The sequence below is a fragment of the Streptomyces sp. genome (assembly GCF_019510245.1).
Classification (GTDB): Bacteria; Actinomycetota; Actinomycetes; order Streptomycetales; family Streptomycetaceae; genus Streptomyces.
Genome location: NZ_JAEKKT010000167.1, coordinates 1 through 11635 on the forward strand (window position 1 = coordinate 1; position 11635 = coordinate 11635).

Sequence of the window (11635 nt, forward strand, 5' to 3'; positions counted from 1 at the left end):
TCAGCGGGGCGTTACGGTGGGACACGAGGGCCTCCTGAGCGTCGGTGCAGATGTCGCAATCCACACCGAACCCAGAAGGCCCTCACTCGTTCAAGCACCCAACCCGCGTGTCACCAACGTTCCGGGACAGCACACCTAGAACGTGAGCACCCCCCGCGCCACCCGCCCCGCCTCCGCGTCGGCGCGGGCCTTCTCGAAGTCCTCCACGGAGTACGTCTCGGTCACCAACTCGTCTAGCAGCAGGCTTCCCTGGCGGTACAGCCCGGCGTAGAGGGCGATGTCGTGCTGCGGGCGCGAGGAGCCGTACCGGCAGCCCAGGATGGACTTGTCGAGGAACATGGAGGCGACGACGAAGGACGCCTCGGCGGTGGCGGCGGGCATGCCGAGGAGGACGGCCTGGCCGTGCCGGTCGAGGAGGTCGACGGCCTGCCGGACCAGCTCGACCCTGCCGACGCACTCGAAGGCGTGGTCCACCCCGGTCGGCAGCAGGTCCTTCACCGCCTCCGTCGAGGTCAGGAAGTCGGTCGCGCCGAACTGCCGGGCCACCTCCTCCTTGGCCGGGTTGGCGTCCACGGCCACGATCCGCAGCGCGCCCGCGATCCGCGCGCCCTGGATGACGTTCAGGCCGATCCCGCCGGTGCCGATGACCAGCACGGTGTCGCCGCGGTCGACCCGGGCGCGGTTCAGGACGGCGCCCACACCGGTCAGCACCCCGCACCCGATGAGGGCGGCCGACGTCAGGGGGATGTCCTTCGGGATCCGTACCGCCTGCACGGCCTTGACGACCGTCCGCTCCGCGAAGGCCGAGTTGCACGCGAACTGGTACACGGCCCGGCCGCCACGCGTGAACGGCTTCTGCGGGCGCCCGATGGCCTTGCGGCACATGGTGGGCCGGCCCCGGTCGCAGTCGGCGCAGGCACCGCAGTTGGCGAGCGTGGACAGGGCGACGTGGTCCCCCGGCGCCACATGGGTGACGCCCACACCCACGGCCTCCACCACACCGGCACCCTCATGACCGAGCACCACAGGAACGGGGAAGGGTATGGTCCCGTCCACCACCGAAAGATCGCTGTGGCAGAGCCCAGCCGCCGACACCGCGACCAGCACCTCCCCGGGCCCCGGCTCCCGCACCTCCAGATCGTCGACGACCTGCACCTGCTTGCCGTCGAACACGACCCCACGCATCACGACTCGACCCCCTTCGGTTCCCTCGGCAGACCGAGCACCCGCTCGGCGATGATGGTGCGCTGGACCTGGTCCGAGCCGCCGTAGACGGTGTCGGCCCGGGAGAAGAGGAACAGGTGCTGGGCGGCGTCCAGTTCGTACGGTGCGGCGGCCGACCAGCCGGCCGGGCCGACGCTCGCGGCCGCGCCCCGCACCAGCACCGCGAGTTCGCCGAGCCGCTGGTGCCAGCCGCCCCACAGCAGCTTGGCCACACTGGGCGCGCCGGGCTCCGCGGCCGAGTTCCCCAGCGTCCGCAGGGCGTTCCACCGCATCACCCGCAACTCGGCCCACTGCCGTACCAGCCGCTCCCGTACGACGGGATCGTCGGCGGCCCCGCTCTCCACGGCGTCCCGCACCACCCGCCCCAACTCCTGCGCGAACCCGATCTGCTGGGCGAGCGTGGACACCCCGCGCTCGAACCCGAGCAGGCTCATCGCGACGCGCCACCCGTTGCCCTCGCCTCCGACGACGTGCTCCACGCGCGCGTGCGCGCCGTCGAAGAAGACCTCGTTGAAGTCGCTGGTGCCGGTCATCTGCCGGATCGGGCGGACCTCGATGCGGCCCGGCTGGTCCATGGGCACGAGCAGGAAGCTCAGCCCGTGATGGCGCCGCGAGCCCGCCTCGGTGCGCGCCAGCACGAAACACCAGTCGGCCTCGTGCGCGAGCGAGGTCCAGATCTTCTGCCCGGTGATGCGGTAGCCGTCCCCCTCGCGCACCGCCACGGTCCGCACGCCGGCGAGGTCGGAGCCCGCGCCGGGTTCGCTGTACCCCTGGCACCACAGCTCATCCCCGGCGGCGACGGCCGGCAGGAAGCGTGCCTTCTGCTCACTGCTGCCGTGCGCGATGAGCGTCGGGGCGAGCAGGTTCTCCCCGATGTGCCCGGAGCGGGGCGGCGCGGCCGACCGCGCGTACTCCTCGGCCCAGGCGACCTGCTGGGTGAGCGTCGCGGTCCGGTTCCCGTACCCGCCCTCCGCCCATCCCAGCCCGATCCACCCGTCGGCCCCGAGAGTGCGCTCCCAACTACGCCGGTCCACCCCGGACTCGGCATGCGCACCCAGCCAGGTCCGGACTTCACTGCGAAACACCTCGTCCTCCGGCGCTGCGCCGAAATCCACGGTGACCTCCATAGATGCGTCGGGGTTGGGGCGGTAGGAGAACCGCCGGTGACCACCGTGGTGGCTGATCACCGTCGCGGTGGAGAAGGGAAGGGGGCCGACGGGATGTGTGGATTGACGACCCGGCGGCCGGGGACTGTGGAACGCGACGTGGACAGCCAACCCAGGGCGCGGGGAACTGCGCGAACACCCCCGACCGCGCCGCACCCGCCCAACGCCCCGCCCCCCGCAACGGCGGTCAGGCGCCCGGCCCGCCCCCTCATGTGTTCGGCCGCTCCCCGGCCCGCGCGGCCGCCTCCATCGCCGCCAGCCGCGCCAGCATCGGCATCGGATCCGTCCCCACGCTCCCGGGCAGCGCCTCCGCGATCCGCTCCGGCGTCCAGGAGCCCCCGTCGGCGTACGCGGCCCGCAACTCCCTCGGCTGGGCCCACACCGCGATCTTCGGTCCGGCCACGGTGTAGACCTGCCCGGTGACCCCGGCGTCCCGCGCCGCGTCCGACAGCAGGTAGACCACGAACGCGGCCACGTCCTCCGGCTCGCCGATCTCGGTCAGCTCCGTCGGCACGCCCGCCGACATCCGGGTCCGGGCCACCGGCGCCACGGCGTTCGCGGTGACCCCGTACTTGTGCAGGCCCAGCGCCGCGCTCCGCACCAGCGAGATGATCCCGCCCTTCGCCGCGCTGTAGTTGGCCTGCGAGACCGAGCCCTGGTGGTTGCCGCTGGTGAAGCCGATCAGCGTGCCGGCGCCCTGCTTCCGCATCACCGCCGACGCCGCCCGGAACACCGTGAACGTGCCCTTGAGGTGGGTGGCGACCACCGGGTCCCACTCCTCCTCGGCCATGTTGAACAGCATCCGCTCACGCAGGATCCCCGCCACGCACACGACCCCGTCGAGCCGCCCGTACGACGCCAGCGCCGTGTCCACCACCCGCTGCCCGCCGGCCATCGTGGAGATGTCGTCGGCCACCGCGACCGCGTCCCCGCCCGCCGCCTCGATCTCCTTGACGACGGCCTCGGCGACCTCGCTGGTGGGCGAGGCGCCGTCGACCGAGACGCCGTAGTCGTTGACGACGACCTTCGCCCCCTCGGCCGCCGCCGCCAGCGCCACCGCCCGTCCGATCCCGCGCCCCGCACCCGTCACGGCGACGACCTTGCCTGCCAAGAAGTTCCCCACGCCCGGCCCCTTCCCGCGGTTTCTGACGGACCGTTAGATTTTATGGCGCGTCGGATGTGCGGACACAAGCCCCGGGGAGGACCCAGATGCCAGCGCTGTCATCTCATCCCGCGTTCCACGACATCGCCAAGCGCGTCAACAACTGGGGGCGCTGGGGCGCCGACGACGAGATCGGCACGCTGAACCTGATCACCGACGAGGTGGTGCGGGAGGCGGCGGCGACGGTCCGGACCGGGCGACGCGTCCCGCTCGCCCTGCCGCTCCGGCAGGACGGCGTGCAGACGGGGATGATCCCCGGCCGGGTCAACCCCCTGCACACCATGGTGCAGATCAACCAGGAACTGTTCGGCCCGGGGACCGTCGCGTGCAGCGACGACGCCGTGACCATGGGGCTGCAGGCCGGCACCCACTGGGACGCCCTCACCCACGTCTCGCACTCGGGCCGGCTGTACAACGGCCGCCCGGCGGACACCGTCACCGCGCACGGCGGAGCGGAGTTCAGCGGGATCTCGACGGCGCGGCACATCGTCTCGCGCGGGGTGCTGCTGGACGTGGCACGCGCGCGTGGCGTGGACCGGCTGGCGGGCGGCCACGCGGTCACCCCGGAGGACCTCGACGCCGCCGAGGAGTTCGCCGGGACGACCGTGCGCGGCGGCGACATCGTCCTCGTACGGACCGGGCAGGTGCAGGTGTACCTCGCGGGGGACAAGCACGGGTACGGCTATCCGTCGCCGGGCCTCTCGGTGCACACCCCGGAGTGGTTCCACGCGCGCGACGTGGCCGCCGTCGCGAACGACACCCTGACGTTCGAGATCTTCCCGCCGGAGATCGAGGACCTGTGGCTGCCCGTGCACGCCCTGGACCTCGTGGAGATGGGGATGCTCCAGGGGCAGAACTGGAACCTCGAAGAGTTGTCCACAGCCTGTGGAGAAACTGGCCGGTACGCGTTCCTGCTGTCGGCGATGCCCGAGCCGTTCGTCGGGGCGACGGGCACTCCGGTCGCGCCCGTGGCCGTCCTCTGAACGGCGCCCGTCCGGAAGCCGGTGTCACGCCCGAGGGGACGTGACACCGGCCTTCCCCCATTCCCCCCTGAATCCGGACGGCTGCGCGCACCGGCCCGCCCCGAGCCCGGTCCCGCACGCCGCCGTCCGGCCCGACCCACACTCGACGAGGGCATCCGTCGCCAGACCCTCGCCGTCCCCTCGCGGCGAATCGCAGACCTCAAGCGTGAGCACGTGGTCACAAGGCGTCAACACCCGTTCGGGGTTTTACGACTTATGCCCCGGTTCACGATGGGCGCGCACGGATGCAAACCCCGGCGCATCGCCGCACACCGGGATCACACCGCCTCGAAGGCCAGCCCTTCGTACGAGGCCAGGCCGCCCCCGTACGCCACCGCCGCGCTCTGCCTGGTCTCCGAACAGCGGTCGAGCTCGCACCAGATGCGCTTGCCGGCGCCTTCGGGGCTCCAGCCCCAGCGGTCGGCGAGCCCGTCGACGAGGGCGAGGCCCCGGCCGCCGGTCGCGTCGCCGTCGGCGCACCGCGGCACGGGCGCGCGGTCGCTGGCGTCGGCGACCTCCAGCCGCACGGTGACCGACCCGTCGGGGTCCCCGCGGTCCGCCCCCGGCAGCGAGAGCCGCAGCACGGCCGGACAGCCGGTGTGCACCACGGCGTTGGTGACCAGCTCGGAGACGAGCAGGATCAGCGTCTCGGCCAGCGGCTCGTCCGCCGCTATACCGGACCCGGCGAGGCGCGAGCGAGCCCACCTTCTGGCACGCCCCACCTCCGTGGGGTCGGGCCGGATCTCCAGCTGCACTTGAAGCACCTGCACCGCTCACACCATCCGAACCGGCGGACACATGAACCCGCACCGAGCGAGCGCCGCGACGAGTGCCGCGGCGACAAGCACGGCGAGGGCCACGATCGTAGCCATTTTCTGCATGGCCAGAACAACGGCCAGAGCAAGGGTCACGGAACGTGATTCCCTTACGAGACAGCATGGTTGACGTACAGTCACCCCAACAAGCGCTTCGGGCATATTCCAGCGCGAAGGAGTACGCCCACGGCATACTGTGCGACGCTCGCGGCGGGGAGTCGAACAAGCGGGGGCGCAAGCCCTTACCGCCCTGCGAGCGGCGGTACGCACCCCGAGCGGCGGGGCCGCTTCGACGGCACCGCCGGCATGGCTCGTCCTCGGAACCACTCGCATCCCACAGAAGGTACCCGAGGGGGCAGCCGACTCCAGGCCGTGACGAGTCACGCGTTGGACACAACCCGGTATCAACGCTCAGTGATTCCGGTATGCCACAATCCGCGACATCCAGGTCGCCAGAACCCAGGATTCCGCAGGCCAGACCGGTTTCGAACGCTCAGCCGAGCAGCTCTGCGGCGAGCATTTCCTCACTCTCCGTATTCACTCCCGTACGCTGCGTCCGCACCCATGTCCGTTTCAGATGCAGATGCACCTCCGACTCCCACGTGAAGCCCATCCCGCCGTGCACCTGGAGGCAGTCCCGGGCGCCGCGCACCGCGGCCTCGTCGGCGAGCAGCCGGGCCGCCGCGATGTCCATCGGGTCGGAGGTGACGGCGGCGGCGTAGACGGCCACCCGCGCGGTCTCGGTGCGCACCAGCATCTCGGCGCACAGGTGCTGCACCGCCTGGAACGCCCCGACGGGCCGGCCGAACTGCACACGTGTACGGGCGTGTTGCACGGCCAGCTCGCACGTGCGCGTGGCCGTGCCGAGCTGTTCGGCGGCGGTCAGCAGGACGGCGAGGGGACCGGGCGGCCCGGCCGCCCGCCCCGGAACCCGGTGCAGGGGCGTCAACGGGTCGACCGAGCGCACCGGTACGGCCCCCGACGCGTCCCCGGTCACCGCGTCCGCCTCGGCAAGCCACTCCACCAGGCCGCCGTCCACGCGGGCCACCACGGCCTCCCCGGTGGCCGCGCCGGGCACCTCGGCGGCCGCGAGGTGAGTGGCCACCAGCGGTCCCGGCAGCAGCGCCCGCCCCGCCTCCTCGAACACCAACACGGCTTCCGGCAGCCCGAGTCCGACCCCGCCGTCGGCCTCCGGAAGCCGCAGCGCGAAGAACCCGGCGGTCCCCAGCTCCCGCCACAGGCCCCGGTCGAGACGCCCCGGCCCGTCGGCGGCCGCCCGCAGCGCCGCACCGTCGAACCGGCGCCCGAGCAGCTCCCGCATGCCCTGCCGGACCGCCTCCTGGTCACGGGTCAGTCGAAAGCGCACGTCCGCTCACCGCCCCTTCGGCAGCCCGAGGATCCGCTCGGCCACGATGTTCCGCTGGATCTGCGAGGTCCCGGCCGCGATGGTGTACGAGAGCGAGGAGAGCCGGTCGAGGACCCACGGCCGGTCCAGGTCGAGCGCGTCGGGGCCGAGCACGGCTGCCGACGCGTCGTAGAGCTCCTGCCGCGCGTGCGAGTAGCGCAGTTTGAAGACCGAGCCGCCGACGCCCGGCACGCCCCTGCCCTCCGCCTCGCTGACGTTCCACTGGGTGAGCCGCCACAGCGCCCGGAACTCGGCGTTCAGGCGGCCGAGGCGGCGGCGCAGTTCCGGGTCGTCCCAGGCGCCGTTCGCGCGCGCCGCGCGCGCGAGGTCGCCGAGGACCCGGCGGCAGGCGACGACCTCGCCGACGAAGGCGGTGCCGCGTTCGAAGGAGAGGGTCACCATGGTGACGCGCCAGCCGTCGTTCTCGGCGCCCACCCGGTTGGCCACGGGCACCCGCACCTCGTCGAGGAACACCTCGGCGAACTCGGCCGACCCGGCGAGCGTGCGCAGCGGACGTACGGTGATGCCCGGCGCGTCCATGGGCATGGCCAGCCAGGTGATGCCCCGGTGCCTGGGCGCCTCGGCGTCCGTCCGCACCAGCAGCTCGCACCAGTCGGCGACCTCCGCGTGGGAGGTCCAGATCTTGGAACCGCTCACCACGTAGTCGCCGCCGTCGCGCCACGCGCGCGTGCGCAGCGCCGCCAGGTCGGAGCCGGCGTCCGGTTCGCTGAAGCCCTGGCACCACACCTCGTCGCCGCGCAGGATCGGCGCCAGCCAGCGGGCCCGCTGCGCCTCGGTGCCCTCGGCGGCGATGGTGGGGCCCGCGTGCAGCAGACCGACGAAGTTGGCGCCCACATAGGGCGCGCCGGCCTTCTCGGTCTCCTCCAGGAAGATCAGCCGGATGGTCGGGGAGGCGTCCCAGTGGACGTCGGCGTACCCGGCGTCGTACAGCGTGCGCTGCCAGCCGAGGTCGTAGGCGCGGCGGCCGGGCCAGTCCTCGGGGCGCGGCTTCGGCGGCAGGCCGGGCAGCACCTTGGCGAGCCACTCCCGCAGCCGGGCCCGGAAGTCCTCCTCCTCGGGCGTGTACGACAGGTCCACCGGCAGACACCCCCACGGAGCTGATGGTTCGTCAGGCTTGGTCGGCCATCGCAGGCTAGCCCCGCACCCCTGGACCGACAAGGCGCCAGGACCTACGATCTGACGACTCGTCAGTTACGCGGTTCCGCTGGGCAGGGGGACGCCATGAACGCCACCGCACACGAGCTGAGCACCTCCCGCACCCTCTGGGACCTGGTCGCCCGCCGTGCCGAACTCACCCCCGGCCGACCGGTGTTCCTCCAGGGCGACCGCGTCCTCTCCTTCGGCGGGCTGCGTGCGCGTGCCGAGCGCGTCGCGGCCGGGCTCCACGGCATGGGCGTGCGCCCCGGCACGGTGGTCGCCTGGCAGCTGCCGACCCGGATCGAGACGGCCGTGCTGTCCTTCGCGCTGGCCAGGCTCGGCGCCGTCCAGTCCCCGGTCATCCCCTTCTACCGGGACCGCGAGGTCGGCTTCGCGCTGCGCGAGTCCAGGGCCGAGTTCTTCGCGGTGCCGGGCGTGTGGCGCGGCTTCGACCACACGGAGATGGCGCGGCGGCTGGGCGCGAAGGGAATCTTCGAGGCGTACGACGACCTGCCCGACGGCGATCCGGCCGTGCTGCCCGCCCCGCCCGCCGAGGGCACCTCCGTCCGGTGGATCTACTGGACCTCGGGAACCACCTCCGACCCCAAGGGCGTTCTGCACACGGACCGTTCGCTCATCGCGGGCGGTTCGTGTCTCGCGCACGCGCTGCGGCTCACCGCGGACGACGTGGGCTCGATGGCGTTCCCGTACGCGCACATCGCCGGTCCCGACTACACGGTGATGCTGCTGCTGTACGGCTTCCCGGCGGTGATGTTCGAGCAGTTCGCGCTGCCGGACGCACTGCCGGAGTACCGCAGGCACGGGGTGACGGTGGCGGGCGGGTCCACGGCGTTCTACTCGATGTTCCTGGCCGAGCAGCGCAAGCAGCCGGGGGTGCCGGTGATTCCCTCGCTGCGGCTGCTGGCCGGCGGCGGGGCGCCCAAGCCGCCGGAGGTCTACCACGCGGTGGTGCGCGAGATGGGCGTGCAGCTGACGCACGGATACGGCATGACCGAGGTGCCGATGATCACGATGGGGGCGCCGGACGACACCGCGGAGAACCTGGCGACGACCGAGGGGAAGCCGCCGGCGGGGATGGAGATACGGATCGCGGAGGGCGGCGAGGTGCGGCTGCGCGGCGAGGCGGTGTGCCAGGGGTACCTGGATCCGGCGCAGTCCGCCGCGGCCTTCGACGAGGAGGGCTTTCTGCGCACCGGCGACCTGGGCCGGGTGACCGGGACCGGCCACCTCGTCCTCACCGGGCGGCTCAAGGACGTGATCATCCGCAAGGGCGAGAACATCTCGGCGAAGGAGATCGAGGACCTGCTCGCCGCACACCCGGTGGTGGCCGACGCGGCGGTGGTCGGACTGCCGGACGCGGAGCGCGGGGAGCTGGTCTGCGCCGTGGTCGAACAGCGGCCGGGCACGGTCGCGCTGACGCTCCCGGAGGCGGTGTCGTACCTGCGCGCGGAAGGGCTGTCGGTGCACAAGCTGCCGGAGCGGCTGGAGGTGGTGGACGCCCTGCCGCGCAACGAGACGCTGCGCAAGGTGCTCAAGTACAAGCTGCGCGAACGGTTCTCCGGGGTTCCCGCCCCGGCCCCCGGGGGCGCTACTCCGGGATCGTGAAGTAGCGGGCGAACGCGGGGACGATCTCGGCCTCCGCCACGTTGCCGTCGCCGTCGGTGTCGAGGCCGGACGCGATCGCCCGCGCGAGTTCCGGGGCGACCCCGAGGGTGCGCAGCACGCGCGCGGTGTCGTCGACGGTCGCCGTGCCGTCGCCCTCGGTGTCCGCGAGTGCCAGGGCCGCGTGCAGGAAGGGGCGGGCGATCTCGCCGAACCGCTCGGGGTTGTCGTGCAGCCGCTTGACCGCGCCGCTCACGAACTCCTGGCGGCTGATGCGCTGGTCGCCGTCCCGGTCCGCGATGCCGGCCATGCCCTGCCAGAAGGCCTCCGCGCCCGCGTACAGGGCCTGGCCCTTGTCGGAGCGGGCGGGGGTGCCGAACTCGGCGAGCAGTGCCTTGGCCGCCGAGTTGAAGTCCTCGCGGTCGATCCAGCCGTTGCCGTCCTGGTCGAAGGTTGCGAACCGGGCGGCGATCCGTCGCTCGTACTCGGTGCTGACCATGTCTGTTCGGGCCGCCTTACGTGACGTGGGGGTTCATCTCGCAGGGAGCGTACGACGCGGCGGCGGGCGCGGAGCGCGAAAACGACGGTTGTGCCAAGACCGGGGGAATTCCGGGACAACAACGTGGCACTGCCGTGATCGTCGGTTATGGGGTGACGAGGCACGGTGTTATGGGGTGCCGGGGCACGGCTAGGCCGACAGCGGGTCCTCCTCGTCGGCGGTCGCGCTGTCGACGTCGGCGTAGACGTCGAAGAGCCGTCGGACGCCGAGGGCGCCGAGGACCCGGTTGACGTGAGAACCGTCACTCGCGCCCCGGGCGGGCAGGATCAGCCGCAGCCGGCCCCGGCAGGAGCGGATCAGGCGGCGGGCGGCGATGAGGACGCCGACCCCGCTGGAGTCGCAGAAGAAGACGTCGGACAGGTCGAGGACCAGGCTGTGGTGGCCCTCGGCGACCACGTCGTGCACCCGCTGGCGCAGCACCGGCGAAGTCACCAGGTCCAGTTCGCCCGAGACCCCGAGCACGGCCCACTCGCCCTGTTCGACGCCGGTCACCTTGAAAGCCACGGCTCAGCCCTCCGCTCGCCGGATCTCCGGAACCGCCCGGAAACGGAGCGTGTTCCTACGCTTCTTGTCGCGCGGCTGCCCAGCGGCCGTTCCCCGAAACCCCGGATGACAAACGAGCACCGATCGGGAAGGGTCTTGTTTCGGTCACGGTCAGTCCTGTTCGATCAGAAACAGAAGTGTGGGCCGAAGACGCCCGTGAGAGCCGAGGAGTGGTCGAGGAGCAGCCGAGGAGCAGCCGCGGAGTTGAGAAGTACCGGAAGCGCCTACTACCACCTGCGGTCCGTCAAGGGGCGCGCATTGCCATAAAGGGGCGTGCGCTGCCGGACGTGCCGACTACATTCGAGGTGACGGTGGAGACACGCTGGACACGGACACGGGGAGGGGGCCGCATGGCGAAGAAGGACGTACCGCCCCGCTGGGACCGCAAGATGCAGCAGCGGCTCGCCCGCGGCGAGGCGGCCGCCCTCGGTGAGCTGTACGACCGCTACGCCTCGCTCGTGCACGGCCTCGCACACCGCGTCCTCGGGGACGAGCGGGCCGCCGACGGCATAACCCGCGAGGTCTTCACCCACGTCTGGGAGCACCCCGACGCCTACGACCCGCGGCAGGGGCCGCTGCGCTCCTGGCTCGCCGCGCTGGCCCACCGGCTCGCCGTGCAGCGCCTGAGGGCCACCGAGACCGCCGCGCTCGCCCCCGGCGACAGCGGCTCCCCGCAGGCGGCGGAGGAGCTGGAGCACAAGGTGCGGCGGGCTTCCGTCGCGGCCCGCGCGGACTACATCGTGCACTCCATGCCGACCCCGCTGCGCGCCGCCCTGGAACTCGCCTACTTCCAGCGCCGCGACTACCGGCAGACCGCGGTGGACCTCGGCGTCACCGAGGACGAGGCCCGTCGGCGGCTGCGCCTGGGCCTGCAGCTGCTGTCCACCGCGCACGACGCCGGGACGCCCCCCGGATACGGAGGTGGGCGGTGACCGGCGCCGAGTTCTCCGGGGCGCAC

At 72.4% G+C, this 11635-nt stretch carries 11 protein-coding genes; 3 read left to right on the forward strand and 8 right to left on the reverse strand.

What is annotated here, in order from left to right:
* Nucleotides 1–135: 135 nt before the first annotated feature.
* The 3 genes from JF597_RS32300 to JF597_RS32310 form a co-directional block, all read right to left on the reverse strand.
* Entirely contained in the window at nt 136–1185 is a 1050-nt protein-coding gene (locus tag JF597_RS32300; protein WP_294003407.1) for a Zn-dependent alcohol dehydrogenase, read from the reverse strand.
* Complete coding sequence (locus tag JF597_RS32305) at nt 1185–2339, reverse strand: acyl-CoA dehydrogenase family protein (protein ID WP_294003409.1); 1155 nt, start codon at nt 2337–2339, stop codon at nt 1185–1187. The genes JF597_RS32300 and JF597_RS32305 overlap by 1 nt, the downstream gene beginning before the upstream one ends.
* 259 nt (nt 2340–2598) lie before the next feature.
* On the reverse strand, nt 2599–3513 hold the full coding sequence (locus JF597_RS32310; RefSeq protein ID WP_294003411.1) for an SDR family NAD(P)-dependent oxidoreductase: 915 nt from the start codon (nt 3511–3513) through the stop codon (nt 2599–2601).
* Between the two features lie 95 nt (nt 3514–3608).
* Here JF597_RS32310 and JF597_RS32315 point away from each other — a divergent pair, with 95 nt between their 5' ends.
* Nucleotides 3609–4535 (forward strand): cyclase family protein, encoded by a 927-nt coding sequence (locus JF597_RS32315; protein ID WP_294003480.1) that lies wholly within the window; start codon nt 3609–3611, stop codon nt 4533–4535.
* 317 nt (nt 4536–4852) lie between these two features.
* Here JF597_RS32315 and JF597_RS32320 read toward each other — a convergent pair whose 3' ends face one another.
* The 3 genes from JF597_RS32320 to JF597_RS32330 form a co-directional block, all read right to left on the reverse strand.
* Nucleotides 4853–5329 (reverse strand): ATP-binding protein, encoded by a 477-nt coding sequence (locus tag JF597_RS32320; RefSeq protein WP_294003482.1) that lies wholly within the window; start codon nt 5327–5329, stop codon nt 4853–4855.
* 553 nt (nt 5330–5882) lie between these two features.
* Nucleotides 5883–6755 (reverse strand): acyl-CoA dehydrogenase family protein, encoded by an 873-nt coding sequence (locus tag JF597_RS32325; protein ID WP_294003413.1) that lies wholly within the window; start codon nt 6753–6755, stop codon nt 5883–5885.
* A 6-nt stretch (nt 6756–6761) separates the two neighbouring features.
* Nucleotides 6762–7892 carry an acyl-CoA dehydrogenase family protein gene (locus JF597_RS32330; protein ID WP_294003415.1) on the reverse strand — a complete coding sequence of 377 codons (1131 nt, stop codon included), beginning with the start codon at nt 7890–7892 and terminating at the stop codon, nt 6762–6764.
* Between the two features lie 144 nt (nt 7893–8036).
* Here JF597_RS32330 and JF597_RS32335 point away from each other — a divergent pair, with 144 nt between their 5' ends.
* On the forward strand, nt 8037–9578 hold the full coding sequence (locus tag JF597_RS32335; RefSeq protein ID WP_294003417.1) for an AMP-binding protein: 1542 nt from the start codon (nt 8037–8039) through the stop codon (nt 9576–9578).
* On the opposite strand, the gene JF597_RS32340 is transcribed toward JF597_RS32335, so the two are convergent.
* Together JF597_RS32340 and JF597_RS32345 are read right to left on the reverse strand one after the other, a co-directional pair.
* Nucleotides 9562–10074, reverse strand: a complete 513-nt coding sequence (locus tag JF597_RS32340) for an EF-hand domain-containing protein (RefSeq protein ID WP_294003419.1) — start codon at nt 10072–10074, stop codon at nt 9562–9564. The genes JF597_RS32335 and JF597_RS32340 overlap by 17 nt on opposite strands.
* A gap of 189 nt (nt 10075–10263) precedes the next feature.
* On the reverse strand, nt 10264–10638 hold the full coding sequence (locus tag JF597_RS32345) for an STAS domain-containing protein (RefSeq protein WP_294003421.1): 375 nt from the start codon (nt 10636–10638) through the stop codon (nt 10264–10266).
* Nucleotides 10639–11027: 389 nt separating this feature from the next.
* On the opposite strand from JF597_RS32345, the gene JF597_RS32350 reads away from it, so the two are divergent.
* Nucleotides 11028–11609 carry a sigma-70 family RNA polymerase sigma factor gene (locus tag JF597_RS32350; RefSeq protein ID WP_294003424.1) on the forward strand — a complete coding sequence of 194 codons (582 nt, stop codon included), beginning with the start codon at nt 11028–11030 and terminating at the stop codon, nt 11607–11609.
* The last annotated feature ends 26 nt before the right edge of the window (nt 11610–11635 follow it).

What these genes read in the sequence shown, in the direction of transcription:
- JF597_RS32350 (WP_294003424.1), top strand. Translation starts at nt 11,028, where the DNA reads ATGGCGAAGAAGGACGTACCGCCCCGCTGGGACCGCAAGATGCAGCAG.
- JF597_RS32335 (WP_294003417.1), top strand. Translation starts at nt 8,037, where the DNA reads ATGAACGCCACCGCACACGAGCTGAGCACCTCCCGCACCCTCTGGGAC.
- JF597_RS32300 (WP_294003407.1), bottom strand. Translation starts at nt 1,185, where the DNA reads ATGCGTGGGGTCGTGTTCGACGGCAAGCAGGTGCAGGTCGTCGACGAT.
- JF597_RS32340 (WP_294003419.1), bottom strand. Translation starts at nt 10,074, where the DNA reads ATGGTCAGCACCGAGTACGAGCGACGGATCGCCGCCCGGTTCGCAACC.